At 69.1% G+C, this 25961-nt stretch carries 25 protein-coding genes; 21 read left to right on the forward strand and 4 right to left on the reverse strand.

The features are described from left to right. The first annotated feature begins 12 nt into the window (after positions 1-12). From rho to IE263_RS38100, 20 genes are all read left to right on the forward strand, one after another. Entirely contained in the window at positions 13-1992 is a 1980-nt protein-coding gene (gene rho / locus IE263_RS38005; RefSeq protein WP_189942644.1) for a transcription termination factor Rho, read from the forward strand. A 333-nt stretch (positions 1993-2325) separates the two neighbouring features. After that, entirely contained in the window at positions 2326-4092 is a 1767-nt protein-coding gene (locus tag IE263_RS38010) for a trypsin-like serine protease (protein WP_189942645.1), read from the forward strand. A 213-nt stretch (positions 4093-4305) separates the two neighbouring features. Further along, positions 4306-5406 (forward strand): LCP family protein, encoded by a 1101-nt coding sequence (locus tag IE263_RS38015; protein ID WP_189942646.1) that lies wholly within the window; start codon positions 4306-4308, stop codon positions 5404-5406. 170 nt (positions 5407-5576) lie between these two features. Next, positions 5577-5798 (forward strand): 50S ribosomal protein L31, encoded by a 222-nt coding sequence (gene rpmE, locus IE263_RS38020; RefSeq protein WP_189942647.1) that lies wholly within the window; start codon positions 5577-5579, stop codon positions 5796-5798. A gap of 108 nt (positions 5799-5906) precedes the next feature. Further along, the gene (prfA, locus tag IE263_RS38025) at positions 5907-6974 is read left to right on the forward strand and encodes a peptide chain release factor 1 (protein WP_189942648.1); all 1068 of its coding nucleotides are present in this window, start codon (positions 5907-5909) and stop codon (positions 6972-6974) included. Positions 6975-7013: 39 nt separating this feature from the next. After that, on the forward strand, positions 7014-7859 hold the full coding sequence (prmC, locus tag IE263_RS38030; protein ID WP_189942649.1) for a peptide chain release factor N(5)-glutamine methyltransferase: 846 nt from the start codon (positions 7014-7016) through the stop codon (positions 7857-7859). Between the two features lie 55 nt (positions 7860-7914). Beyond that, positions 7915-8562 (forward strand): L-threonylcarbamoyladenylate synthase, encoded by a 648-nt coding sequence (locus IE263_RS38035; RefSeq protein WP_189942650.1) that lies wholly within the window; start codon positions 7915-7917, stop codon positions 8560-8562. After that, positions 8559-9239, forward strand: coding sequence for an arsenate reductase/protein-tyrosine-phosphatase family protein (locus IE263_RS38040; RefSeq protein ID WP_189942651.1), 681 nt, complete (start codon positions 8559-8561; stop codon positions 9237-9239). The genes IE263_RS38035 and IE263_RS38040 overlap by 4 nt, the downstream gene beginning before the upstream one ends. Positions 9240-9361: 122 nt before the next feature. Next, positions 9362-10594 carry a serine hydroxymethyltransferase gene (glyA, locus tag IE263_RS38045; protein ID WP_189942728.1) on the forward strand — a complete coding sequence of 411 codons (1233 nt, stop codon included), beginning with the start codon at positions 9362-9364 and terminating at the stop codon, positions 10592-10594. 451 nt (positions 10595-11045) lie between these two features. Beyond that, positions 11046-12338 carry an MraY family glycosyltransferase gene (locus tag IE263_RS38050; protein ID WP_189942652.1) on the forward strand — a complete coding sequence of 431 codons (1293 nt, stop codon included), beginning with the start codon at positions 11046-11048 and terminating at the stop codon, positions 12336-12338. A 334-nt stretch (positions 12339-12672) separates the two neighbouring features. After that, a complete protein-coding gene (locus tag IE263_RS38055) occupies positions 12673-13119 on the forward strand; it encodes a Cg1360 family ATP-synthase-associated protein (RefSeq protein ID WP_189942653.1) in 447 nt (148 codons plus the stop codon). Positions 13120-13344: 225 nt separating this feature from the next. Then, positions 13345-14166, forward strand: coding sequence for a F0F1 ATP synthase subunit A (gene atpB, locus IE263_RS38060; protein ID WP_189942654.1), 822 nt, complete (start codon positions 13345-13347; stop codon positions 14164-14166). Between the two features lie 72 nt (positions 14167-14238). Further along, entirely contained in the window at positions 14239-14487 is a 249-nt protein-coding gene (locus IE263_RS38065) for an ATP synthase subunit C-like protein (protein ID WP_010357477.1), read from the forward strand. Positions 14488-14528: 41 nt separating this feature from the next. Beyond that, complete coding sequence (locus tag IE263_RS38070) at positions 14529-15074, forward strand: F0F1 ATP synthase subunit B (RefSeq protein WP_189942655.1); 546 nt, start codon at positions 14529-14531, stop codon at positions 15072-15074. Next, positions 15071-15886 carry a F0F1 ATP synthase subunit delta gene (locus tag IE263_RS38075; RefSeq protein WP_189942656.1) on the forward strand — a complete coding sequence of 272 codons (816 nt, stop codon included), beginning with the start codon at positions 15071-15073 and terminating at the stop codon, positions 15884-15886. Before IE263_RS38070 ends, IE263_RS38075 begins: the two co-directional genes overlap by 4 nt. A gap of 119 nt (positions 15887-16005) precedes the next feature. Next, on the forward strand, positions 16006-17613 hold the full coding sequence (gene atpA / locus IE263_RS38080; RefSeq protein WP_189942657.1) for a F0F1 ATP synthase subunit alpha: 1608 nt from the start codon (positions 16006-16008) through the stop codon (positions 17611-17613). A gap of 21 nt (positions 17614-17634) precedes the next feature. Beyond that, positions 17635-18552, forward strand: coding sequence for a F0F1 ATP synthase subunit gamma (locus tag IE263_RS38085; RefSeq protein ID WP_189942658.1), 918 nt, complete (start codon positions 17635-17637; stop codon positions 18550-18552). Then, a complete protein-coding gene (gene atpD, locus IE263_RS38090) occupies positions 18552-19988 on the forward strand; it encodes a F0F1 ATP synthase subunit beta (RefSeq protein ID WP_189942659.1) in 1437 nt (478 codons plus the stop codon). Before IE263_RS38085 ends, atpD begins: the two co-directional genes overlap by 1 nt. A 130-nt stretch (positions 19989-20118) precedes the next feature. Further along, positions 20119-20493, forward strand: coding sequence for a F0F1 ATP synthase subunit epsilon (locus IE263_RS38095; RefSeq protein ID WP_189942660.1), 375 nt, complete (start codon positions 20119-20121; stop codon positions 20491-20493). Positions 20494-20636: 143 nt separating this feature from the next. Beyond that, positions 20637-21083 (forward strand): DUF2550 domain-containing protein, encoded by a 447-nt coding sequence (locus IE263_RS38100; protein ID WP_189942661.1) that lies wholly within the window; start codon positions 20637-20639, stop codon positions 21081-21083. Between the two features lie 16 nt (positions 21084-21099). On the opposite strand, the gene IE263_RS38105 is transcribed toward IE263_RS38100, so the two are convergent. The 4 genes from IE263_RS38105 to IE263_RS38120 all read right to left on the reverse strand — a co-directional run bounded on the left by IE263_RS38105 (position 21100) and on the right by IE263_RS38120 (position 25187). Further along, the gene (locus IE263_RS38105; protein ID WP_189942662.1) at positions 21100-21279 is read right to left on the reverse strand and encodes a hypothetical protein; all 180 of its coding nucleotides are present in this window, start codon (positions 21277-21279) and stop codon (positions 21100-21102) included. 87 nt (positions 21280-21366) lie between these two features. After that, entirely contained in the window at positions 21367-23190 is a 1824-nt protein-coding gene (locus tag IE263_RS38110) for a glycoside hydrolase family 18 chitinase (protein WP_189942663.1), read from the reverse strand. Positions 23191-23310: 120 nt separating this feature from the next. Continuing rightward, entirely contained in the window at positions 23311-23952 is a 642-nt protein-coding gene (locus tag IE263_RS38115) for a response regulator (protein WP_189942664.1), read from the reverse strand. Beyond that, complete coding sequence (locus IE263_RS38120) at positions 23949-25187, reverse strand: sensor histidine kinase (RefSeq protein WP_189942665.1); 1239 nt, start codon at positions 25185-25187, stop codon at positions 23949-23951. The genes IE263_RS38115 and IE263_RS38120 overlap by 4 nt, the downstream gene beginning before the upstream one ends. 152 nt (positions 25188-25339) lie before the next feature. On the opposite strand from IE263_RS38120, the gene IE263_RS38125 reads away from it, so the two are divergent. Then, entirely contained in the window at positions 25340-25924 is a 585-nt protein-coding gene (locus IE263_RS38125) for a hypothetical protein (RefSeq protein WP_189942666.1), read from the forward strand. The last annotated feature ends 37 nt before the right edge of the window (positions 25925-25961 follow it).

The following is a 25961-nucleotide window of genomic DNA, read 5'->3' on the forward strand; positions in this document are numbered from 1 at the left end:
GAAGGACCCTTCGTGAGCGACACCACCGATCTGATGGGCGCACGTGTCGAGGAGACCGCTGCCGCGCCCGCCACGGACGCCTCCGCGCCTGCCACCGGTGCCGGCTCCCGGCGGCGCCGCGGTACCGGCCTCGAGGGCATGGTGCTGGCCGAGCTGCAGCAGGTCGCATCCGGCCTCGGCATCAGGGGCACCGCGCGTATGCGCAAGAGCCAGCTGATCGAGGTCATCAAGGAGGCGCAGGCCGCAGGTGGCGCCCCGGCCGCGAAGGCCGAAGCCCCCACCGAGACCAAGCCGAAGCGCCGTGCCACCTCGAAGGCGCGTACGGGCGACGACACCGCCGAGAAGAAGGCGGCCGCCGCCCCGGCCGAGGCCCCCGCCGAGAAGGCCGTGGCCCAGCAGCAGATCGAGATCCCCGGCCAGCCGGCCAGCAACGACGCCCCCACCGAGCGCCGCCGTCGCCGCGCCACCGCCGAGGCGGGCAGCCCCGAGACCGTCACGGCCGAGGCCAAGGCCGCGCCCAAGACCGAGACCCCGGCGCAGCCCGAGCAGGCCCAGCCGCAGGGAGAGGCCAAGGGTGAGGCCGACGGTGGCGAGGGCCGCCGTCGTGACCGCCGTGAGCGCGGCCGTGACCGCGACCGCGACCGCCGTGGCAAGGGCGACGACCAGGGGCAGGGCGGCCAGCGCCAGCAGCAGAGCCAGCAGCAGGGCGGCGGCCGTCCGGACCGGGGCGCCGGTCCGCAGGACGACGACGACTTCGAGGGCGGCCGCCGTGGCCGTCGCGGCCGCTACCGTGACCGCCGTGGCCGCCGTGGCCGCGACGAGATGGGCGCCGCCGAGCCGCAGATCGCCGAGGACGATGTCCTGATCCCCGTCGCGGGCATCCTGGACATCCTCGACAACTACGCCTTCATCCGTACGTCGGGCTACCTGCCGGGTCCGAACGACGTGTACGTCTCCCTCGCCCAGGTCCGCAAGAACGGCCTGCGCAAGGGTGACCACATCACCGGTGCCGTGCGTCAGCCCAAGGAAGGCGAGCGGCGCGAGAAGTTCAACGCGCTGGTCCGTCTGGACTCCGTCAACGGCATGGCGCCCGAACACGGCCGTGGCCGCCCGGAGTTCAACAAGCTGACGCCGCTGTACCCGCAGGACCGCCTCCGCCTGGAGACGGACCCCGGTGTCCTCACCACCCGCATCATCGACCTGGTGTCGCCGATCGGTAAGGGTCAGCGCGGTCTGATCGTGGCCCCGCCGAAGACCGGCAAGACCATGATCATGCAGGCGATCGCCAACGCGATCACGCACAACAACCCCGAGTGCCACCTGATGGTCGTCCTCGTCGACGAGCGTCCGGAAGAGGTCACCGACATGCAGCGGTCGGTCAAGGGCGAGGTCATCTCCTCGACCTTCGACCGCCCGGCCGAGGACCACACCACGGTCGCCGAGCTGGCGATCGAGCGTGCGAAGCGCCTGGTCGAGCTCGGCCACGACGTCGTCGTGCTGCTCGACTCGATCACGCGTCTGGGCCGTGCGTACAACCTGGCCGCGCCGGCTTCCGGCCGCATCCTGTCCGGTGGTGTCGACTCGACCGCCCTGTACCCGCCGAAGCGCTTCTTCGGTGCGGCGCGGAACATCGAGGACGGCGGCTCGCTCACCATCCTCGCCACCGCGCTGGTGGACACCGGGTCCCGCATGGACGAGGTGATCTTCGAGGAGTTCAAGGGCACGGGCAACGCCGAGCTCAAGCTCGACCGGAAGCTCGCGGACAAGCGCATCTTCCCGGCGGTGGACGTCGACGCGTCCGGTACCCGTAAGGAAGAGATCCTGCTCGGCAACGAGGAGCTCGCCATCGTCTGGAAGCTGCGGCGGGTGCTGCACGCGCTCGACCAGCAGCAGGCGATCGAGCTGCTGCTGGACAAGATGAAGCAGACGAAGTCGAACGCCGAGTTCCTGCTGCAGATCCAGAAGACGACGCCGATGCCGAACGGCGACTGACGTCCTATCGGTACGCGGTTCGATGTAACCGTGTAACCGCGTAACGGACCGCCCCGTCACCTCCGAGGTGACGGGGCGGTCTCGTTTTGTCCGTGACCCCACCGGCCACTGTTCAACCACCAGTTGACGCGCGTATCATCGCCCAATCGAGGTGGGGGGGATTCCGCCGCAGTGCCATGAGAGGCCGGGGGGCCTCAGCTCAGGCCTGTCCACATGTTCTCGCGCCCCACCGATGACCCAGTTTCCACCGGTGGAGCGGATGCGTTCTGCCGGTACAACCCGAGGGGTTACCGCGTGCAGATACGCACCCGTGGTGGTCGGCACAAGCGCCGCATGAGACTTGCGGTACCGGCCGTCGCCGCCGCGCTCGCCCTGGGCGGCACGGCGCTGATGATGTCCGGCTCGCAGGCCGCGGAAGCCGGCGAGCGTCCGGAGATCACCGCCTCCCAGCAGAAGGCCGCTCCGCTCTCCCAGAAGGAACTGCGCTCCCGCGCGGTCGAGGCGATGAAGGCCGACGAGGCCAGCAAGCAGAAGCTCGTCACGTCGCCGCGGTCGGCCCAGACCACCGCGCCGTCCACGCGCATCATCGGCGGCCAGGAGACCACCATCTCCACGGCGCCGTGGATGGCCCAGCTCCACTTCAAGGACGCAGAGGGCAACGGCTACTTCTGCGGCGGCGTCGTCGTCGCTCCGTCGAAGGTCGTCACCGCCGCGCACTGTGTCAAGGGCATCAAGTGGTACGAGACCGGCACGGTCATCACCGGCACGGACCAGATCCCTACCCAGAACCCCGACGGCAGCTGGGACTACCACGGCGGTGAGCTGCGCGGTGCGTACCGTCAGTGGAACCACCCGCAGTACAGCCCCGTCACGATCGACAACGACGTGGCCGTGCTCACCCTGACCGCTCCGGTCAAGGCCAAGCCGCTGCCGATCATGCAGAACACCGACACGGCGCTCTACACCCCGGGCACGGACGCCAAGGTGTACGGCTGGGGCCGCACCAGCTCCACCGTCCCCGACAGCGGCTCGCAGACGCTCAAGGTCGCGGACGCCGACATCAACTCCAACGCCGCGTGCCAGACCGCGTACGGCTCGGACTACATCGTCGGCCACATGGTCTGCGCTGGTGCCGCTCCTACCGGTGACGACGCCACCTCCGAGACCACCTGCAACGGTGACTCCGGCGGCCCGCTGGTGGCCGGCGGCAAGCTCGTCGGCATCGTCTCCTGGGGTGACATCAACTGCTCGGCTGAGGGCAAGTACGGCGTGTACGCGAAGGTGAGCACGTACGCCGCTCCGATCCGCGCCCGGGTCAACGACGCCAACTGGAGCCTCGACCACACCGCCGACCTGCTGGCGCGTCGTACGTCGGACGCCAGCCTGTTCAGCTGGCACTCCAAGGTCACGGGTCTGACCCGCACCTACAACCTCGGCAACTTCGGCAACGTCAACCTGCTCGTCCAGAACGACCTGAACGTGGACGACTACGACGACCTGCTGTACCGCATCGGCAACGGTGACGTGTACTGGGACCACTACGTGCCCGGGCCCGACGGCGCCGAGGGCGACTGGCAGTTCAAGCTCGTCGCCAAGGGCTGGGGCAAGCACAAGCAGATCCTCGTCCCCGGTGATGTCACCGGCGACGACAAGCCCGACATGCTCGCGGTGAACTCCACCGGCTACCTCCACATCTACGCGGGCAACGGCGTCGGCGGCTTCGCCGCGCCGACCCTGGTCGGCGGCGGCTGGGGCCAGTACAACGCGGTCCGCGGCCACGGTGACTTCACCAACGACGGCAAGGCCGACATCCTCGCCCGCACCTCCGACGGCTCGACCTACCTCTACAAGGGCACCGGCAAGGCCTCCGCTCCGTTCGAGGCCCGCCGTCTCGTCGGCAAGTTCACCACCAGCAGCTTCAATGCTCTGATCACCGTCGGTGACGTGAACAGCGACGGTCACGCGGACCTCCTGGCCCGTGACTCGGCCGGCAAGCTCTGGCTGTACCCGGGCAACGGCAACGGCGCCGCGTCCGGTGGGATCTTCGCCACACGCAAGGACTTCGGCACCGGCTGGCAGGCGTACAACCTGTTCGGCTGATCCGGCCGAAAACCGCAGGTGAACAAGGGTCTGTGCGCTTCGTGTGACACGCGGGGCGCACAGACCCTTTTCTCATTCACCTCTCAGTCACCTGTGCAACCCTTCATGGCGCTCCGCTGTCTCACCAGTGGGTAACAAAACTCGAAAGGGGGGACACACCGTGTCTGAAAGCCACGGCCAGGGGCAATCGGACCAACAAGGACTTGAGGAGATATGGGCGACCAGAGCAAGGGCCGAATAGCCGGCACGGGCACGCGTCGTAAGCCGCCCACCGCGCGACGCAGGGCCGCGACGCTCGCCGCGTGGACCGCGGCCGGACTGGTGCTCATCGGGGGGTCCGGACTCGGCTACGTCTACTTCAAGCTCAACGGCAACATCAAGAGCGTCGACATCGACCAGGCCCTCGGCACCGACCGTCCCACGAAGGTCGACAACGGCTCCGAGAACATCCTCGTCCTCGGCTCGGACACCCGCTCCGGCGCCAACAAGAAGCTCGGCGGCGGCACCGACGACGGCAGCGCCCGCTCCGACACGGCGATGATCATCCACGTGTACGAGGGGCACAAGCAGGCCAGCGTGGTCTCCATCCCCCGCGACACCCTCATCGACCGGCCCGAGTGCACCGACACCAAGGGCGCCACCCATGACGCCGCGAACGACGTGATGTTCAACTCGGCGTACACCACGGGCGGCGCGGCCTGCGCGGTCAAGACCGTCGAGTCGATCACCGGTGTCCGCATGGACCACTACCTGGAGGTCGACTTCTCCGGCTTCCAGAAGCTCATCGACGAGCTGGGCGGCGTCGAGGTCACCACCACCAAGAACATCAAGGACCCCGAAAGCCACCTGAACCTCAAGGCCGGCACCCACCACCTCGACGGTGAGCAGGCCCTCGCCCTGGTCCGCACCCGGCACGGCGTCGGCGACGGCTCCGACCTGGGCCGCATCCAGCTCCAGCAGGCCTTCGTCAAGGCCCTGGTCAACCAGGTCAAGCAGGTCGGCCTCTTCACCAGCGGCACCAAGCTGTACGACCTCGCCGACACCGCCACCAAGGCCGTCACCACCGACTCCGACCTCGGCTCGCTGAACTCCCTGATGTCCTTCGCGGAGGGCCTCAAGGGCATCAGTGCGGCCGACATGAACATGGTCACGATGCCGGTCCAGTACGACCCCGCCAACCCCAACCGGGTCCTCGTCCAGGAGAAGAAGGCCCAGCAGGTCTGGACGGCCCTCAAGAACGACCAGCCCATCCCGAAGACGGCCACCGAGGGCACCGCCACGGGCGAGGCGGCGGGAGTCGTGACGTCGTCGTAGGGCCGTCGAGCGGTGGTCCCGGCGCGAGCCCGGACCCCGGGGAATAGATCGGTTCACCCCCCGGTTTTGGGGGATGGCGCCAGTCCTGGCAGACTGGTACGTCGGCTCCGGTTCACGCCTTCGCATCCCGCGGTGGCGACCCGGCGCCCTCCCGATACCTAGGAGACACCTTGAAGCGCGACATCCACCCCGCGTACGTCGAGACGCAGGTCAGCTGCACCTGCGGCGCGTCGTTCACCACGCGCAGCACGATCGAGGCCGGTACCATCCGCGCCGACGTCTGCTCCGAGTGCCACCCGTTCTACACGGGCAAGCAGAAGATCCTCGACACCGGTGGCCGTGTGGCCCGCTTCGAGGCCCGCTTCGGCAAGGCCGCCGGCTCCAAGAAGTAGCGAGCCCCATTTCGCCGGTCCACGGCCGCGCGCCCTTCCGAGGCGTGCGCCGGGACCGGCGTTTTTGGTCGCCCGCCTTCCCTTTCGTCCGCAGTACAGGAGCCAGAGATGTTCGAGGCCGTCGAGGAACTCGTCGGTGAGCACGCCGACCTGGAGAAGAAGCTCGCCGACCCGTCGGTCCACGCCGACCAGGCCAACGCGCGCAAGCTGAACAAGCGGTACGCCGAGCTCACCCCGATCGTCGCCACGTTCCGCTCCTGGAAGCAGACCGGCGACGACATCGAGACCGCGCGTGAACTCGCCGCCGACGACCCCGACTTCGCCGCCGAGGTCAAGGAGCTGGAGAAGCAGCGCGAGGAGCTGACGGAGAAGCTGCGCTTCCTGCTCATCCCGCGCGACCCGAGTGACGACAAGGACGTCATTCTGGAGATCAAGGCGGGCGCCGGCGGTGACGAGTCCGCGCTGTTCGCGGGCGACCTGCTGCGGATGTACCTGCGCTACGCCGAGCGCGTCGGCTGGAAGACCGAGATCATCGACGCCACCGAGTCGGAGCTGGGCGGCTACAAGGACGTCCAGGTCGCGGTCAAGACGCGGGGCGCGTCCGAGCCCGGTCAGGGCGTCTGGGCGCGGCTGAAGTACGAGGGCGGTGTGCACCGCGTGCAGCGCGTGCCGGCCACCGAGTCCCAGGGCCGTATCCACACCTCCGCGGCCGGTGTGCTCGTCACGCCGGAGGCCGAGGAGGTCGACGTCGAGATCAATCCGAACGACCTCCGCATCGACGTCTACCGGTCCTCCGGCCCGGGCGGTCAGTCCGTCAACACCACCGACTCCGCGGTGCGCATCACGCACATTCCCACCGGAGTCGTCGCCTCCTGCCAGAACGAGAAGAGCCAGCTGCAGAACAAGGAGCAGGCGATGCGTATCCTGCGCTCCAGGCTGCTCGCGGCGGCGCAGGAGGAGGCGGAGCGGGAGGCCGCCGACGCCCGCCGCAGCCAGGTCCGCACCGTCGACCGCTCCGAGAAGATCCGCACCTACAACTTCCCGGAGAACCGCATCTCGGACCACCGCGTCGGCTTCAAGGCGTACAACCTGGACCAGGTCCTGGACGGCGACCTCGACACGGTGATCCAGGCCTGCGTCGACGCGGACTCGGCGGCGAAGCTGGCAGCCGCGTAAGAGGCGTAGGCCCGTACGAGCACCCCACGGAGGACTTGCGTGAACCTGCTGCTTGCGGAGGTGGCCCAGGCCACCCAGCGGCTGGCCGACGCCGGCGTGCCCTCGCCGCGCAACGACGCGGAGGAGCTCGCCGCGTTCGTGCACGGCGTGAAGCGGGGCGAGTTGCACTCCGTGAAGGACTCGGACTTCGACGCCCGGTACTGGGAGGTCATCGCACGCCGTGAGCAGCGGGAGCCGCTGCAGCACATCACCGGGCGCGCCTTCTTCCGCTACCTGGAACTCCAGGTCGGGCCCGGCGTGTTCGTGCCGCGGCCCGAGACCGAGTCCGTGGTCGGGTGGGCCATAGACGCCGTACGCGCCATGGACGTCGTGGAACCCTGCATCGTCGACCTGTGCACGGGCTCCGGCGCCATCGCGCTCGCCCTCGCCCAGGAGGTCCCGCGCTCCCGTGTGCACGCCGTGGAGCTGTCCGAGGACGCCCTGGTGTGGACCCGCAAGAACGTCGAGGGGTCCAGGGTCGACCTGCGTCAGGGCAACGCCCTGGACGCCTTCCCCGACCTCGACGGCCAGGCCGACCTGGTCATCTCCAACCCGCCCTACATCCCGCTCACCGAGTGGGAGTACGTCGCCCCCGAGGCCCGGGACTACGACCCCGACCTGGCCCTGTTCTCCGGCGAGGACGGCCTCGACCTCATCCGGGGCCTGGAACGCACCGCACACCGGCTCCTGCGCCCCGGCGGCGTCGTCGTGATCGAGCACGCCGACACGCAGGGCGGCCAGGTGCCGTGGATCTTCACCGAGGAGCGGGGCTGGGCCGACGCGGCCGACCATCCCGACCTCAACAACCGCCCGCGCTTCGCGACGGCCCGCAGGGCACTGCCGTGAGCACCCCCCAGACTTCCGACCCCCAGCAGTACGTGCACGAGGAGGCCCGCTAGACATGGCTCGGCGATACGACACCAATGACGCGACCGACCGCGTGACGGGTCTGCGTGAGGCCGCGTCCGCCGTCCGCCGCGGCGAGCTGGTGGTCCTCCCCACGGACACGGTGTACGGCATCGGCGCCGACGCGTTCTCCAAGGAGGCCGTCGGCGACCTGCTCGAGGCCAAGGGCCGGGGCCGCAACATGCCCACCCCTGTGCTGATCGGCTCCCCGAACACGCTCCACGGTCTCGTCACCGACTTCTCCGAGCTGGCCTGGGAGCTGGTCGACGCCTTCTGGCCGGGCGCGCTCACGCTCGTCGCCAAGCACCAGCCGTCCCTGCAGTGGGACCTCGGCGAGACCCGGGGCACGGTCGCCGTGCGCATGCCGCTGCACCCGGTCGCCATCGAGCTGCTGACGGAGGTCGGCCCGATGGCGGTCTCCTCGGCGAATCTGACGGGACACCCTGCCCCGGAGAACTGTGACTCCGCCCAGGAGATGCTCGGCGACTCCGTCTCCGTCTACCTCGACGGCGGCCCGACCCCCGGCAACGTCCCCTCCTCGATCGTCGACGTCAGCGGTGACGTGCCGCTGCTGCTGCGCGAGGGCGCCATCACGGCGGACGAGCTGCGGAAGGTCGTACCCGACCTCGAGGTGGCCAATTGACAGCCCCTGACGCGGGGCGTGGCATAGGCAACGGGGAAAGTGCTGCGGAGATCACGACGACGTTCGTCGGGCTTCCGCGCGACACGTTCCGCATCCTCCACGTCAGCACCGGCAATGTCTGCCGCTCGCCGATCACCGAGCGGCTGACCCGGCATTTCGTGTCGCAGCGACTCGGGGTGCTGGGCGGCGGGCTGATCGTGGAGAGCGCGGGCACCTGGGGCCACGAGGGCGCGCCCATGGAGGCCAACGCGGAGACCGTGCTGGCCGACTTCGGCGCGGACGCCTCCGGCTTCACCGGGCGTGAGCTTCTCGACGAGCACGTCATCCGGGCCGATCTGGTGCTGACGGCCACCCGTGACCACCGCGCCCAGGTCATCTCCATGGGCCACTCGGCGGGCCTGCGCACCTTCACCCTCAAGGAGTTCACCCGCCTGGTCAACGCCATCGACCCGGCCACGCTGCCCCCGCTGGAGGACGGAGTGGTCATCCGCGCCCGTGCCCTGGTCCGTGCGGCGGCGGCTCTGCGTGGGTGGTTGTTGGCGCCGACGGCGGAGGCGGACGAGGTGTACGACCCGTACGGGGCTCCGTTGACGTTCTTCCGGTCGATCGGGGATGAGATACATCAGGCGCTGGATCCTGTGGTGACGGCGCTGACCGGTGTCCCGGCACGTATGTAGGTGCAGCGGCTGCGGATTCCGCGCCGCGGCTCGTAGCGACAATGCCGCAGCGGCAACCGCGCGTCTCACCCGTCCCCGGCCTACATTGGACCTACGTCACCGTCGACGCCCCGGAGTCCACCATGCCGGTCAGCCATGCCATCGAGGCCGATGTCCTGCAGCGGCAGGATCCTGAGCTCGCCGAGGTTCTGCTGGGGGAGAGGGAACGGCAGGCGTCGGCGTTGCAGCTGATCGCCGCCGAGAACTTCACCTCGCCGGCCGTGCTGGCCGCGCTCGGGTCGCCGCTCGCCAACAAGTACGCGGAGGGGTATCCGGGGGCTCGTCATCACGGCGGTTGCGAGATCGTCGATGTCGCCGAGCGCCTCGCTGTGGGGCGCGCCAAGGCGTTGTTCCGGGCCGAGCACGCCAATGTGCAGGCGCATTCGGGGTCCTCGGCCGTGCTGGCCGCGTACGCGGCGCTGCTGCGGCCCGGTGACACCGTCCTCGCCCTCGGCCTGCCCTACGGCGGCCATCTCACGCACGGCTCGCCCGCCAACTTCTCCGGCCGCTGGTTCGACTTCGTGCCCTACGGCGTGGACGCCGAGACCGGGCTCATCGACTACGAGCAGGTGCGGACGCTGGCCCGCAGTCACCGGCCCAAGGCGATCGTGTGCGGGTCCATCGCCTATCCACGGCACATGGACTACGCCTACTTCCGGGCTGTGGCCGATGAGGTCGGTGCGTATCTCATCGCCGACGCCGCCCACCCCATCGGGCTCGTCGCCGGGGGAGCGGCGCCCTCGCCGGTGCCGTATGCCGACATCGTCTGCGCGACCACGCACAAGGTGCTGCGGGGGCCGCGTGGCGGGATGATCCTGTGCGGTGCGGATCTGGCCGAGCGGGTCGACCGGGCCGTCTTCCCGTTCACCCAGGGTGGTGCGCAGATGCACACCATCGCCGCGAAGGCGGTCGCGTTCGGCGAGGCGGCGACCCCGGCCTTCGCCGCGTACGCCCATCAGGTGGTCGCCAATGCGAGGGTGCTCGCGGACCGGATGGAGGCGGAGGGGTTCGCCGTCACCTCCGGCGGGACCGACACCCACCTCATCACCGCCGACCCGGCGCCCCTCGGCGTCGACGGGCGCACCGCGCGCGGACGGCTCGCGGCCGCCGGAATGGTGCTGGACTGCTGTGCGCTGCCGCACGCCGACGTCCGTGGCCTGCGCCTGGGCACGGCCGCGGTGACCACGCAGGGCATGGGGGAGGAGGAGATGGCCCACATCGCCAAGCTGATGGCGGGGGTGCTGCGGGACGAGGTCGGCGGTGCGGAGACCCGCCGGGAGGTGCAGGAGCTCACGGCGCAATTCCCGCCGTACTGATTCGATTGATTCGGGTGAATGGGGCGAAAAAGGGGCGGGGTGTTTTGTGGTTGCCGCTGCGGATTATCGGCATGACCAGCGGAATTCTTATTCGTAGCGGTTTTGTCACGTCCGTCGCGGCTGCCGCATTCCCGCTCCGGATCGGCCCGGCCGCGGCCGGTACGACCGCGCTGCCGCCCCCGTCGGCCGCAGCGTGCCGGTGTGGGTGCCCGTCACGCACGCAAGGCCGTGACGAGTACGAGCAACTCGCTCCCTCCTCAACGACGCACGGGTGCGCAGGGGTACGCATACCGTCCGAAAAACCGGTGAGCAGTTACTGGTGACGACCAGAGCGAGGCATGCTGTCCGCCGGTGGCGTGTAGCCTCGTTGCACGCCACCTCCTGATGCTTACCGGCAAGCGTGCGGGCTAGGGTGTGGCGCTGAGATGCCAGCGACACTCGTGGGGAAGCCGTGCGTGATTACCTGCTGACGCTCTGTGTCACGGCTGCGGTGACATACCTGCTGACCGGACCGGTGCGGAAGTTCGCGATCGTGGCCGGGGCCATGCCGGCGATCCGTGCCCGCGACGTGCATCGGGAGCCCACCCCGCGACTCGGCGGGATCGCCATGTTCCTCGGGCTGTGCGCCGGCCTCATCGTGGCAGATCACCTCCCCAATCTGAGCTTTGTTTTCGAGCGGTCCAACGAACCTCGTGCACTGATTTCCGGTGCGGCTCTGATCTGGCTCATCGGTGTGCTCGACGACAAGTTCGAGATCGATGCCCTGATCAAACTCGGTGGCCAGATGATTGCCGCCGGCGCCATGGTTCTGCAGGGCCTGACGATTCTCTGGCTGCCCATTCCGGGTGTCGGAACGGTGTCGCTGACGCAGTGGCAGGGGACCCTGCTCACCGTGGCGCTCGTCGTCATCACCATCAATGCCGTCAATTTCGTGGACGGATTGGACGGCCTGGCCGCGGGCATGGTGTGCATCGCCGCAACGGCGTTCTTCCTCTACGCCTATCGCCTCTGGTACGGGTACGGAGCGGACGCAGCGGCGCCGGCCACGCTTTTCGGGGCTCTGCTCATGGGAATGTGCCTCGGATTCCTGCCGCACAACATCCACCCCGCTCGCATCTTCATGGGCGACTCGGGCTCGATGCTGATCGGGTTCGTTCTCGCCGCCAGCGCGGTGTCCATCACGGGCCAACTGGATGTCGAGGCCCTCAACGAAGGCCTCGGCGGTGCGCGGAACGCCACCCACGCGATGCTGCCCGTCTTCATCCCGCTGTTGATGCCGTTCACGATCATCGCCATTCCGATCGCCGACCTGGTGCTCGCGATCGTGCGCCGTACATGGCGCGGTCAGTCGCCGTTCGCCGCCGACCGGGGCCATCTGCACCACCGTCTGCTGGAGATCGGGCACTCGCACAGCCGGGCCGTCCTGATCATGTACTTCTGGTCGGCGCTCATCGCGTTCGGAATGCTCACCTACTCCGTGCACTCGGCGTCCATGTGGGTCCTGCTCGGCATCGTCGGCCTCAGCGCGGTCGGCCTGGGGCTGCTCCTGCTGCCCCGCTTCACACCGCGGGCCCCGCGCTGGGCGGAGCGCTTCGTGCCGCCCCGGTACCGTCGCCGTCGGGCCGCCGTGCCCCCGGTGGCCGTGGAGACGGTTCCCGAGTGGACGCCGTCCCTGAACGGCGCGACGGCGATCGGCGGCCGGGCACGCGAGACGGAGCAGCGGCCCGCGCGGGCCGGGCGTTGAGGCCCGACGTCGTCCGCGCAAGAGGCAAGGTAAGAATCTGACTAGAGCATTGCCAAGTCGTGGGGAAGCCGCGAGGCGGCAAACCGCCCAATATCAGACAAGTGGGCGCTGTTTCTGCACAGACGCGCAGGGTCACTCTCATGTGTGACAGCAAGCACACCCATCAGGTAAAGACCTCATCAAATAGTTTGTGATACGGTTCACGAGAACCCCGGATGGAGCCGAAGGACCGTAGTGCGACGGTCCATTGGTGGGAGGTCTTCACTCCCCTCGGACCGGGACTACGCTCGTCCATGACGACACCCCTGCCCCCTTTGAAAGCGGAGTTGCCGCCATGCCGTCCAACGACGTCCGGATCCTGGCCCAGGCCGCCGTGCCCACGGCTGCCGTCGGCGCGATTGCCGCCGTCGTCAGTGGTGTCGTCGCCGGTGGCAAGGGAGCGATCGGAGCCGTCGTCGCGACGGTGGTGGTCATCCTGTTCATGGGGCTCGGCCTCTACGTCCTGCAGCGCACTGCCAAATCGCTTCCGCAGCTCTTCCAGGCCATGGGCCTGATGCTCTACGCGGCGCAGATCCTGCTGCTGTTCATCTTCATGGCCGCCTTCAAGAACACCACGCTGTTCAATCCCCGCGCCTTCGCCGTCTCGCTCGTCGCCGGCACCCTCGCCTGGATCGCCGCGCAGACGCGCGCCCACATGAAGGCCAAGGTCCTTTACGTCGAACCCGACTCGACTGCCTCCTCTGCGGGCGACAAGCCCGAAAAGACGGGGCACTCGTCGTGAGGGGTAGGGCCGGGATAAAGGCGCCAGGGAGATCCTGCTATCGTCCGGTGCCAACTGCGGCATCGCGGGCGCGGGCATCCGAGCTGACGCCTGCTCACACGCGAGGCGAGATGCCCCCACGCCGCCCCCACATCCGTAACACCAGTCCCGTGCCGAAACGCGGCCGTACGCCGCGCCGACACAACGAGGTTGCCGTACCTATGCGCCACGACGAAGGAGCCCGCGGTGAGTGCTGACCCGACGCAGGTGCTCGCCTTCGAGACCGACTGCCACCTGTTCGACGGTTGTGGCTTCCCGGCTCCGGGCCTGCACTCGTTCCTGTTCGAGCCGCTCTGGGGCGACGCCGACAGCAACCTGTACTTCAACAAGACGATGCTGCTGGCTCTGCTCGGCTCGATCATCATCGTGGGCTTCTTCTGGGCCGCCTTCGCCAAGCCGAAGATCGTCCCCGGCAAGCTCCAGATGGTCGCCGAGGCCGGCTACGACTTCGTCCGGCGCGGTGTCGTCTACGAGACCATCGGCAAGAAGGAAGGCGAGAAGTACGTCCCGCTCGTCGTCTCGCTCTTCTTCTTCGTCTGGATCATGAACCTCTGGTCGATCATCCCGATCGCCCAGTTCCCGGTCACCGCGATCATCTCGTACCCCGCCGTCCTGGCCGCCATCGTCTACTTCCTGTGGGTCGGCCTGACCTTCAAGCGGCACGGCTTCGTCGGCGCCTTCAAGAACTTCACCGGCTACGACAAGTCCCTGGGCGCGGTGCTCCCGCTGTCCATGACGATCGAGCTGTTCTCGAACCTCCTCGTGCGGCCCTTCACCCACGCCGTCCGACTCTTCGCGAACATGTTCGCCGGTCACACCCTGCTGCTGCTCTTCACGATCGCCAGCTGGTACATGCTGAACGGCATCGGCATCGCCTACTCCGCCGTCTCGTTCGTGATGGTCATCGTGATGACGGCCTTCGAGCTCTTCATCCAGGCTGTGCAGGCCTACGTCTTCGTCCTGCTGACCTGCAGCTTCATCCAGGGCGCGCTCGCCGAGCACCACTGAGCCTCCCGCACACCCACCCAGACATCCGGTGGCCAACCCCCACCGGTCATTGAAAGAGAAGGAAGAACCGGCATGTCCGCTCTCCAGACCCTTGCCGCCGGCGTCGAGATCAAGGGCAACCTCGGCTCGATCGGTTACGGCCTCGCCGCGATCGGCCCGGGCGTCGGCGTCGGCATCATCTTCGGTAACGGCACGCAGGCCCTGGCCCGCCAGCCCGAGGCGGCCGGCCTGATCCGCGCCAACCAGATCCTGGGCTTCGCCTTCTGTGAGGCTCTGGCCCTGATCGGTCTGGTCATGCCGTTCGTTTACCCGAGCGCCTGACCTGAACCGTCGGACCGCCCCTTTCGACGAAAGGCACTGATATGAGCCCCCTGGTTCAGCTGGCGGCTGAGGAGGCCGAAAACCCCCTCATCCCGCCGATTCCGGAGCTCGTGATCGGCCTGATCGCCTTCGTCATCGTCTTCGGCTTCCTCGCCAAGAAGCTCCTCCCGAACATCAACAAGGTTCTGGAAGAGCGCCGCGAGGCCATCGAGGGCGGTATCGAGAAGGCCGAGGCCGCGCAGACCGAGGCCCAGAGCGTTCTTGAGCAGTACAAGGCTCAGCTCGCCGAGGCTCGCCACGAGGCCGCGCGTCTGCGCCAGGAGGCGCAGGAGCAGGGCGCCGCGCTCATCGCCGAGATGCGCGCGGAAGGCCAGCGGCAGCGTGAGGAGATCGTCGCCGCCGGTCACACCCAGATCGAGGCCGACCGCAAGGCCGCCGCGTCCGCGCTGCGTCAGGACGTCGGCAAGCTCGCCACCGAGCTGGCCGGCAAGCTCGTCGGCGAGTCCCTCGAGGACCACGCCCGGCAGAGCCGCGTCATCGACCGCTTCCTCGACGAGCTCGAGGAGAAGGCCGAGGCCGCGCGATGATCGGAGCGAGCCGCGAGGCCCTGGCAGCCGCACGCGAGCGTCTGGACGCGCTGACGGACTCCACGTCCGTGGACGCGGCGCAGCTCGCCGCCGAGCTGGCGGCCGTCACCGCGCTGCTCGACCGCGAGGTGTCGCTGCGTCGGGTCCTCACCGACCCGGCGCAGGCCGGTGAGGCCAAGGCCGGGCTGGCCCAGCGCCTGCTCGGCGGCCAGATCAGCGGCACCACCGCCGATCTGGTGGCCGGTCTGGTGCGTGCCCGCTGGTCGCAGTCGCGCGACCTGGTGGACGCGCTGGAGGAGCTGGCCGCCACCGCCGACCTCACCGCCGCGCAGAAGGCCGGCACGCTCGACAACGTCGAGGACGAGCTGTTCCGCTTCGGGCGGATCGTCTCCTCGAACACCGAGCTGCGCGCCGCACTGACCGACCGGAAGGCCACCGTCTCGGCCAAGGGCGAGCTGCTGCGCAGCCTGCTCGGCGGCCGGGCCGACGCGGCCACCGAGCGTCTGGTGACGCGCCTTGTGACCGCGCCGCGGGGACGTAGCCTGGAGACGGGACTCGAGTCCCTGTCCAAGCTCGCCGCCGAGCGCCGGGACCGCGTCGTGGCCGTCGTCACGTCGGCGGTGCCGCTGACCGACGGGCAGAAGCAGCGTCTGGGCGCCGCCCTGGCGAAGCTCTACGGCCGTCAGATGCACCTCAACCTCGACGTGGACCCCGAGGTCCTCGGCGGGATCCGGGTGCAGGTCGGCGACGAGGTGATCAACGGCTCCCTCGCGGACCGCATCGAGGACGCCGCCCGCCGCATGGCGAGCTAGCAGCAACTGAACACGCAGTAGTGCTTACGGCCCTGGTTGGGCCGTGCAGAGGATTCCTGGGGGTCGCCCCCAGACCCCCAAAGAAACTTCGGGCCCAACAAGGAGAGCAGGGAACCCAGATGGCGGAGCTCACGATCCGGCCGGAGGAGATCCGGGACGCACTGGAGACCTTCGTCCAGTCGTACAAGCCGGACGCGGCCTCGCGCGAGGAGGTCGGTACGGTCACCCTTGCCGGCGACGGCATCGCGAAGGTCGAGGGTCTCCCCTCGGCCATGGCCAACGAACTGCTGAAGTTCGAGGACGGCACCCTCGGCCTCGCCCTCAACCTCGAGGAGCGCGAGATCGGTGCCATCGTCCTCGGTGAGTTCAGCGGCATCGAGGAGGGTCAGCCGGTCACCCGTACCGGTGAGGTCCTCTCCGTCGCGGTGGGCGAGGGCTACCTCGGCCGCGTCGTCGACCCGCTCGGCAACCCGATCGACGGCCTCGGCGAGATCGAGACGTCCGGCCGCCGCGCCCTCGAGCTGCAGGCCCCCACGGTCACGCAGCGCAAGTCGGTGCACGAGCCGATGGAGACCGGCTACAAGGCCGTCGACGCGATGACCCCGATCGGCCGTGGTCAGCGTCAGCTGATCATCGGTGACCGCCAGACCGGCAAGACCGCCCTGGCCGTCGACACGATCATCAACCAGCGCGACAACTGGCGCTCGGGCGACCCGAAGAAGCAGGTCCGCTGCATCTACGTCGCCATCGGCCAGAAGGGCTCGACCATCGCGTCGGTCCGCCGCGCGCTGGAGGAGAACGGCGCGCTCGAGTACACGACCATCGTCGCCGCCCCGGCGTCCGACCCGGCCGGCTTCAAGTACCTGGCCCCCTACACCGGTTCGGCCATCGGTCAGCAGTGGATGTACGAGGGCAAGCACGTCCTGATCATCTTCGACGACCTGTCGAAGCAGGCCGACGCCTACCGCGCCGTGTCGCTGCTGCTGCGCCGCCCGCCGGGCCGTGAGGCCTACCCGGGTGACGTCTTCTACCTGCACTCCCGTCTGCTGGAGCGCTGCGCGAAGCTCTCCGACGACATGGGTGCCGGCTCGATGACCGGTCTGCCGATCGTCGAGACCAAGGCCAACGACGTCTCGGCGTTCATCCCGACCAACGTCATCTCCATCACCGACGGCCAGTGCTTCCTGGAGTCGGACCTGTTCAACGCCGGTCAGCGCCCCGCGCTGAACGTCGGTATCTCCGTCTCCCGAGTCGGTGGTTCCGCGCAGCACAAGGCGATGCGCCAGGTCTCCGGCCGTCTCCGCGTCGACCTCGCCCAGTTCCGTGAGCTGGAGGCGTTCGCCGCCTTCGGTTCCGACCTGGACGCCGCGTCGAAGGCGCAGCTGGAGCGTGGTTCGCGCATGGTCGAGCTGCTGAAGCAGGCCCAGTACCAGCCGATGGCCACCGAGGACCAGGTCGTCTCCATCTGGGCCGGCACCAACGGCAAGATGGACGAGGTCCCGGTCGCCGACATCCGCCGCTTCGAGAAGGAGCTGCTGGAGTACCTGCACCGCAAGGAGCAGGGCCTCATGACCTCCATCAGGGAGGGCGCGAAGATGTCGGACGACACCATCCAGGCGATCGACGACGCCGTCGCGGAGTTCAAGAAGCAGTTCGAGACCTCGGACGGCAAGCTGCTCGGCGAGGAAGCTTCGGCCGCTCCGAAGGCGACCAGCGCCTCCAAGTGACGTAAGGAAGGGACCTGACTCATGGGAGCCCAGCTCCGGGTCTACAAGCGTCGCATCCGATCCGTCACCGCGACCAAGAAGATCACGAAGGCGATGGAGATGATCGCCGCCTCGCGCGTCGTCAAGGCGCAGCGCAAGGTGGCGGCCTCCACGCCGTACGCGACCGAGCTCACCCGCGCGGTCACGGCGGTCGGTACCGGTTCGAACACCAAGCACCCGCTGACCACGCAGGCCGAGACGGTCACGCGGTCCGCGGTGCTGCTCCTGACGAGCGACCGTGGTCTCGCCGGTGCCTTCAACTCCAACGCCATCAAGCAGGCGGAGCAGCTCACCGAGCGGCTCGAGCGCGAGGGCAAGCAGGTCGACACGTACATCGTCGGCCGGCGCGGTGTCGCCCACTACAACTTCCGTGAGCGCAAGATCGCGGAGGCGTGGACGGGCTTCACCGACGAGCCCTCGTACGCGGACGCCAAGAAGGTCGCGGCCCCCCTGATCGAGGCCATCGAGAAGAACACGGCCGAGGGCGGCGTGGACGAGATCCACATCGTCTTCACCGAGTTCGTCTCGATGATGACGCAGACGGCGCTCGACGACCGTCTGCTGCCGCTCAGCCTCGACGAGGTCGCGAAGGAGGCGAAGCCGCAGGGCGAGATTCTTCCGCTCTACGACTTCGAGCCCTCGGCGGAGGACGTCCTCGACGCCTTGCTGCCCCGCTACGTGGAGAGCCGCGTCTACAACGCGCTCCTCCAGTCGGCCGCCTCCAAGCACGCCGCCACGCGGCGCGCGATGAAGTCGGCCACCGACAACGCCGGAGAGCTCATCGAGACGCTGTCCCGGCTTGCCAACGCGGCCCGCCAGGCCGAAATCACCCAGGAAATCAGCGAGATCGTCGGTGGCGCGAGCGCCCTGGCCGACGCGACCGCGGGGAGTGACCGCTAATGACCACCACTGTTGAGACCGCGACGGCTACGGGCCGCGTCGCCCGGGTCATCGGCCCGGTCGTCGACGTGGAGTTCCCCGTCGACGCGATGCCGGAGATCTACAACGCCCTCCACGTCGAGGTCGCCGACCCGGCGAACGCGGGCGAGAAGAAGATCCTGACCCTGGAGGTCGCCCAGCACCTGGGTGACGGCCTGGTCCGCACCATCTCCATGCAGCCCACCGACGGTCTGGTCCGCCAGGCCGCCGTCACCGACACGGGCACGGGCATCACCGTCCCGGTCGGCGACTTCACCAAGGGCAAGGTGTTCAACACCCTCGGTGAGGTGCTGAACGTCGACGAGACCTACGACGGCGAGCGCTGGTCCATCCACCGCAAGGCCCCGAACTTCGACGAGCTCGAGTCGAAGACCGAGATGTTCGAGACCGGCGTCAAGGTCATCGACCTTCTCACCCCGTACGTCAAGGGTGGAAAGATCGGTCTGTTCGGTGGTGCCGGCGTCGGCAAGACGGTGCTCATCCAGGAGATGATCTACCGCGTCGCCAACAACCACGACGGTGTCTCCGTGTTCGCCGGTGTCGGTGAGCGCACCCGTGAGGGCAACGACCTCATCGAGGAGATGTCGGACTCGGGCGTCATCGACAAGACCGCCCTGGTCTTCGGTCAGATGGACGAGCCCCCGGGCACCCGTCTGCGCGTCGCGCTGGCCGGCCTGACCATGGCCGAGTACTTCCGTGACGTCCAGAAGCAGGACGTGCTGTTCTTCATCGACAACATCTTCCGCTTCACGCAGGCCGGCTCCGAGGTCTCCACCCTGCTCGGCCGTATGCCGTCCGCGGTGGGTTACCAGCCGAACCTGGCCGACGAGATGGGTCTCCTCCAGGAGCGCATCACCTCGACCCGCGGTCACTCGATCACCTCGATGCAGGCGATCTACGTCCCCGCCGACGACCTGACCGACCCGGCCCCGGCCACCACCTTCGCCCACCTCGACGCGACGACGGTTCTCTCCCGTCCGATCTCGGAGAAGGGCATCTACCCGGCCGTGGACCCGCTGGACTCCACGTCCCGCATCCTGGACCCGCGCTACATCGCGCAGGACCACTACGACGCCGCCATGCGCGTCAAGACGATCCTGCAGAAGTACAAGGACCTCCAGGACATCATCGCGATCCTCGGTATCGACGAGCTCGGCGAGGAGGACAAGCTCGTCGTCCACCGTGCCCGTCGCGTGGAGCGCTTCCTGTCCCAGAACACCCACGTCGCCAAGCAGTTCACCGGCGTCGACGGGTCGGACGTCCCGCTGGACGAGTCGATCGCGGCCTTCAACGCGATCTGCGACGGCGAGTACGACCACTTCCCGGAGCAGGCGTTCTTCATGTGCGGTGGCCTCGAGGACCTCAAGGCCAACGCGAAGGAGCTGGGCGTCTCCTGAGCTCTGAGCTCTGAGTGAGCCGTGTGCTCACACCTGAGGGGGCGGGGTTCGTCCCGCCCCCTCTTCCACGCCCACTAGACTTGTAACCAACACCCGGCAGACCCGCCGGGTGGTGACCCGAGGAGCCACCTTGGCTGCTGAGCTGCACGTCGCGCTGGTCGCGGCCGACCGAGAGGTCTGGTCCGGCGAGGCCACCCTGGTCGTCGCGCGCACCACGTCCGGCGACATCGGCGTCATGCCCGGTCACCAGCCGCTGCTCGGTGTGCTGGAGTCGGGCCCGGTGACCATCCGTACGAGTGATGGTGGAACGGTCGTCGCCGCGGTGCACGGCGGTTTCATCTCGTTCGCGGACAACAAGCTGTCGCTGCTGGCCGAGATCGCCGAGCTGTCCGACGAGATCGATGTCCAGCGCGCGGAGCGCGAGCTCGAGCGTGCGAAGGCGGAGGGCGATGCCACCGCCGAGCGTCGCGCGGACGTACGACTGCGTGCGGCGGCCGCCAGCTGACGCACGCGCGGTGCGATGACGTCACTCAGCCGCGGCCGGCACCGGAGGGATCCGGAGCCGGCCGCGGCTGAGGCAGATTTGGATGTTTTTTCCGTTCCGTTACCTCTGTTGAAGGTACCTAGGAGACGAGGAGGTCGGTGTCGATGGTCCTCGCTCTGACTGTGTGCGGAATCGTCGTGGCCCTGGTGGTGCTGGGACTGTTCGTCTTCGGCCTGCGCCGCAGACTCATCCAGCGCTCCGGCGGTACCTTCGACTGCTCCCTGCGCTGGGACGTCCCCGAGAAACCGGACACCAGCGGCAAGGGCTGGAGCTACGGTGTCGCCCGCTACAACGGCGACCGCATCGAGTGGTACCGCGTCTTCTCCTACGCCTACCGCCCGCGCCGCATCCTGGAGCGCGCCTCGATCGAGGTGGCCGGCCGCCGTCTCCCCGAGGGCGAGGAGGAGCTGGCGCTCCTGTCCGACGCGGTGATCCTCGCCTGCACCCACCGGGGCACGCGTCTCGAACTCGCCATGAGCGAAGACGCGCTGACCGGTTTCCTCGCGTGGCTGGAGGCAGCCCCGCCCGGACAGCGAGTGAATGTGGCGTAACGCGCCTGACGGGTGGTCATGCCGCCTCCGCCTCGGGGGAGTTCAAGAGGACGTGGTGGATGCCGGGGCCCGGGTGGTCGGCGATGTGCAGCCGGTCGAGACTCACCGTGATGTGCGCGCCGGCCAGATCCGTGTCCGGGACGACCTGCCCGGGGTGCAGGATCTCGACGGGGCGTACCGGATGTTCCGCGAGCAAGGTGCGGGCCGGGAGAAGGGGACCGCCCCGTCTCCCGGCCCGCGTTCAGCGGTCCCACGTCCTTAGGAGAGGCCGCTGTGAGAGCCGCTATGAGAGGCCGTTGTTTATGGCGCTCACCAGCTCTCCGTTGCCCGTGTCACCGCTGAACTCCCAGAAGAACGCGCCGCCCAGGCCCTGGTTCCTGGCCCACGTCATCTTTCCGGCGATCGTCGACGGGGTGTCGTAGGACCACCAGTTGGTGCCGCAGTGGGCGTACGCGGTGCCGGCGATGGTGCCGGTGGCCGGGCAGGAGTTCTTCAGGACCTTGTAGTCCTCGATGCCCGCCTCGTAGGTGCCGGGTGCCGCTCCGGTCGCCGTGCCGCCGGGGGCGGACTGGGTGACGCCGGTCCAGCCGCGGCCGTAGAAGCCGATGCCGAGCAGGAGCTTGGCTGAGGGAACGCCCTTGGCCTTCAGTTTGGCGATGGCGTCGGCGGAGTTGAAGCCGGCGGCCGGGATGCCGGAGTACGAGGTCAGCGGCGAGTGCGGGGCGGTCGGGCCGTCCGCGTCGAAGGCGCCGAAGTAGTCGTACGTCATCACGTTGTACCAGTCGAGGTACTGGGCGGCGCCGCCGTAGTCGGCCGCGTCGAGCTTGCCGCCGGAGGAGCCGTCGCCGGTGATGGCCGCGGTGACGAGGTAGTTCGAGCCGAAGGCCGAACGCAGGGCCGACATCAGGTTCCTGAAGGCCGCCGGGCCGGAGGTGTCGCAGGTCAGACCGCAGGCGTTCGGGTACTCCCAGTCGATGTCGATGCCGTCGAAGACGTCGGCCCAGCGCGGGTCCTCGACGACCGCCTTGCACGAGGCGGCGAAGGCGGCCGGGTTGGCCGCGGCCTGCGCGAAGCCGCCGGAATAGGTCCAGCCGCCGAAGGAGTACAGCACCTTGATGTGCGGGTACTTCGCCTTCAGCTGGCGCAGCTGGTTGAAGTTGCCGCGCAGCGGCTGGTCCCAGGTGTCGGCGGTGCCGCTGACGGACTGGTCGGCGGTGTAGGCCTTGTCGTAGGCGGCGTAGGTGTCGTCGACGACGCACTGGCCGTTTTTGACGTTGCCGAACGCGTAGTTGATGTGGGTGATCTTCGCGGCGGAGCCGGAGGTCACCAGGTTCTTGACGTGGTAGTTGCGACCGTAGACGCCCCACTCGGTGAAGTAGCCGAGCTTGACCTTGGTGCCGGTGGGCGGGGGCTCCGTGGTGCCGCCGGTGGTCCGCACGGCGCGTGCGCCGCTGACCGGGCCGGTCTGATCGGCGGTGTCGCGGGCCCGGACAGTGTAGGAGTAGTCGGTGCCGGCACTCAGGCCGGTGTCGGTGTACGAGGTGGTCGTCACCGTGGCGACCCTGGCGCCGTCGCGCAGGACGTCGTAGTTCTTGACGCCCTTGTCGTCGGTGGCGGCGCTCCAGGTCAGCTTCACCGAGGTGTTGGTGATGTCGGAGGCGGTGGGGGTGCCGGGGGCGGAGGGGGCCGCGTCACCGGGGACGGAGGTGCCGTCGCAGCTGCCGCCGTTGAGCCTGCAGTTGGACGGGGAGCCGGAGCCGGTGCCGTTGAAGCCGAAGGAGACGGAGGCGCCGGGGGCGAGGGTGCCGTTCCAGGACTTGTTCTTCGCGGTCCAGTGGGTGCCGGAGGAGGTGACGTCGGCGTCCCAGGCGGAGGTGACGGAGGTGCCGGAGGGGAAGTCCCACTCGACGGTCCAGGAGGTGAGGGTGGTGGTGCCGGTGTTCTTCACCGTCCACTTGCCCTCGAAGCCGGTGCCCCAGTCCTGGGGCTTGGTGTAGGTGGCGGTGGCGGACGTCGCGGCCTGGGCGGGGCTCGCGAGGCCGACCAGGCCGGCGAAGGGGAGCAACAGGGTCGCGAGCCCTGCCGCAACTCTGTGTCTGAAGCGCATCCTGCGCCTCCTCGGGGGGAGTTGGGGGGCGTGACTGAGCCTTCACACCCACGGTGCCGCGAGAATAGAAAGGTCTGGACCACGGGTCAATAGGTCTGGACCACCATGCGGCGCGCGGTGCTAGATCCCCAACTCCTGTGCCAGTACGGCCGCTTGGACGCGGCTGCGCAGCTCCAGCTTGGCGAGGAGACGGCTGACGTGTGTCTTCACGGTGGCCTCGGCCATGTCGAGGCGCTCCGCGATCCCCGCGTTGGACAGCCCCTCGCCGAGACAGGCGAGGACCTCGCGCTCGCGCCGGGTCAGCGACTCCAGAACCGCCGGGTCGGCCTTCGGCTCCCGTGGCGGACGGGCCGCGAACTCCGCGATGAGACGGCGGGTGACGGCCGGGGCGACGATGCCCTCGCCGCGGGCGACGGTCCGCACCGCCGCGAGGAGGTCCTTGGCCTCGGTGTTCTTGAGCAGGAACCCGGCGGCCCCCGCGCGCAGCGCCCCGAACACGTACTCGTCGAGGTCGAAGGTGGTCAGCACGAGGACGTCCGCGAGCCCTTCGTCGACCACCTTCCGGGTCGCCGACACCCCGTCCAGGCGCGGCATCTGCACGTCCATCAGCACCAGGTCCGGGCGCAGCTCCCGGGCCAGCGCCACCGCCTGCTCCCCGTCCGCCGCCTCGCCGGCCACCTCGATGTCGGGTGCGCTGCGCAGGATCAGGACCAGGCCGGCACGGACGGCGGACTGGTCCTCGGCGACGAGGACGCGGATCATGCCGGTTCTCCTTCGGTCAGAGGCAGGGTGGCGCGTACGGTCCAGATCTTGCCGTCCGCCGAGGCCGGGTCCTCGACGGGACCGGCCTCGAAGCTGCCGCCCAGCAGCGCCGCCCGCTCCTGCATCCCGACGAGCCCGGCGCCCGAGCCGGGGGCGCCCGGCCCGTCCCGGTCGCCGTAGGGGCTCGTCACCTCGATGGTGAGGGAGCCGTCCTTCCCCCCTTGCCTCGAGGGCATGGGAGGTGCCCCCATGGCCAGGCGCACGGTGACACGGCCGGGGCAGGCGTGCTTGAGGGCGTTGGTGAGGGACTCCTGCACGATCCGGTACGCCGCGAGCTCGACCGGGACGGGGACCTGGTCGTGGCCGGCGTCGGGGGTGATGTCCAGGACGACGTCCAGGCCGTTGGCGCGGGCGCCTTCGACCAGCGCGGCCAGGCCGTCGAGGGTGGGGGCGGCGGCCGGCTCGCGGTCCCCGCTGCCGTCCCGCAGGATCCCGATCAGCCGCCGCATCTCGGCCAGTCCCTCCACACTGTTCTCCCGGATGACCGACAGGGCCTCCTTCGAGGTGTTCGGGTCGTCGAGGGACAGCGCGGCCGTGGAGTGGATCGCGATGGCCGACAGATGGTTGGCGACCATGTCGTGCAACTCCCGGGCCATCCGGGCGCGTTCCGCGACGACCGCCTGGGTGCGGTCCATCTCGGCGAGCAGCGCGGTCTGTTCGGCGCGCAGCCGGGCCGCCTCGGCCACCTCGCGGTGGTTGCGGACGATCCAGCCGGTGATGGCCGGCATCAGCGCGACCAGGCCGACCACCACACCGATCAGCAGGGCTTCCGGCACCTGCCACACCGCGACGGGCACCACGGTGCCGACCACCGTGAGCAGCCCGGTGATCCAGGGGACGCGGCGGGCGGTGGCGGGCGGACCGTACACGACGGCCGCGTACACCAGGTCGGTGAACATCACGAGGGTCACCAGGTTGCCCTGGGTGAGGGTGTCCGCGGTCAGCGCGCCGGTGCCGACCATCAGGGCGGTGCGCGGCCAGGTGCGGCGCAGCGCCTCGCAGCCGGCCGTCACGGCCAGCGGCAGCAGGATGGGCCAGCGGCCGTCGAAGAGCACGATCGGCTCGTCGGCCGGGCGGGTGGCCAGGCCGACGCCCCACAGCAGCAGTCCACCCAGCAGCCCCGCCAGCGCGGCGCACACGTCGAAGCGGTGGGGGCGGGGCAGTCGTACGGCCATGTCTCCATCCAACACGGCGACCACGTTTCCCGCCTGATGCCCGGGAACGGTTCCGAACTGCATCTTTCGATGTACCGCGGGTTCGTCACCGCCGACGACGCATGCCGCCCGTCCCGCCGCCAGCCTTGAACGGTGAGCGAGAGGAGTGAACCGTGATCGTCTGGTTGATCGTCGCCTGCGAGGTCGGCTTCTGGGTGCTGCTGGCGCTCGGCCTGGCCGTCCGCTACCTGCTGGAGTGGCGCCGTACGAGTGTCGTGCTGCTGCTCTGCGAGCCGGTGCTGGAGCTGGTCCTGTTCGCGGCGACGGCCGTGGATCTGAAGAACGGCGCCGAGCCCGGCTGGGAGCACGGCCTGGCGGCGCTGTACATCGGCTACACCGTGGCCTACGGCCGCTACACCATCCGCTGGCTCGACGGCCACGCCGCCCACCGCCTGGCCGGCGCCCCGCCCCCGCCGAAGCCGCCGCGGTACGGCATGGCCCGGGCCCGGCACGAGGGCGGGCTGTGGCTGCGTACGGTCCTGGCGGCGGCGGTGGCCTGCGGACTTCTGCAGGCGGCGGTCTGGTACGTCGGTGACTCCGGTGACATCTCCTCCCTGCGGAGCTTCCAGTGGGCGGCGCTCCGGGCCGCCGGTGTTCACGGGCTGGTCGCGCTGACCTATGCGATCTGGCCGAAAAAGGGCCCCGCGGTGCACGACAGGGTGGGAGAACCGGCAGTCCGGGAGCGGGCCCCCCGCTAGCCAACGGAATGCCAAATTCCGGCAAACGTCCTGCATA

The organism is Streptomyces aurantiogriseus (genome assembly GCF_014649375.1).
GTDB lineage: Bacteria > Actinomycetota > Actinomycetes > Streptomycetales > Streptomycetaceae > Streptomyces > Streptomyces aurantiogriseus.

Coding starts and splice junctions, on each gene's coding strand:
- IE263_RS38010 (WP_189942645.1), top strand. CDS start 2,326: ATGAGACTTGCGGTACCGGCCGTCGCCGCCGCGCTCGCCCTGGGCGGC.
- IE263_RS38015 (WP_189942646.1), top strand. CDS start 4,306: ATGGGCGACCAGAGCAAGGGCCGAATAGCCGGCACGGGCACGCGTCGT.
- prfA (WP_189942648.1), top strand. CDS start 5,907: ATGTTCGAGGCCGTCGAGGAACTCGTCGGTGAGCACGCCGACCTGGAG.
- IE263_RS38035 (WP_189942650.1), top strand. CDS start 7,915: ATGGCTCGGCGATACGACACCAATGACGCGACCGACCGCGTGACGGGT.
- glyA (WP_189942728.1), top strand. CDS start 9,362: ATGCCGGTCAGCCATGCCATCGAGGCCGATGTCCTGCAGCGGCAGGAT.
- IE263_RS38055 (WP_189942653.1), top strand. CDS start 12,673: ATGCCGTCCAACGACGTCCGGATCCTGGCCCAGGCCGCCGTGCCCACG.
- IE263_RS38065 (WP_010357477.1), top strand. CDS start 14,239: ATGTCCGCTCTCCAGACCCTTGCCGCCGGCGTCGAGATCAAGGGCAAC.
- IE263_RS38070 (WP_189942655.1), top strand. CDS start 14,529: ATGAGCCCCCTGGTTCAGCTGGCGGCTGAGGAGGCCGAAAACCCCCTC.
- IE263_RS38075 (WP_189942656.1), top strand. CDS start 15,071: ATGATCGGAGCGAGCCGCGAGGCCCTGGCAGCCGCACGCGAGCGTCTG.
- atpA (WP_189942657.1), top strand. CDS start 16,006: ATGGCGGAGCTCACGATCCGGCCGGAGGAGATCCGGGACGCACTGGAG.
- IE263_RS38085 (WP_189942658.1), top strand. CDS start 17,635: ATGGGAGCCCAGCTCCGGGTCTACAAGCGTCGCATCCGATCCGTCACC.
- atpD (WP_189942659.1), top strand. CDS start 18,552: ATGACCACCACTGTTGAGACCGCGACGGCTACGGGCCGCGTCGCCCGG.
- IE263_RS38100 (WP_189942661.1), top strand. CDS start 20,637: ATGGTCCTCGCTCTGACTGTGTGCGGAATCGTCGTGGCCCTGGTGGTG.
- IE263_RS38110 (WP_189942663.1), bottom strand. CDS start 23,190: ATGCGCTTCAGACACAGAGTTGCGGCAGGGCTCGCGACCCTGTTGCTC.
- IE263_RS38115 (WP_189942664.1), bottom strand. CDS start 23,952: ATGATCCGCGTCCTCGTCGCCGAGGACCAGTCCGCCGTCCGTGCCGGC.
- IE263_RS38120 (WP_189942665.1), bottom strand. CDS start 25,187: ATGGCCGTACGACTGCCCCGCCCCCACCGCTTCGACGTGTGCGCCGCG.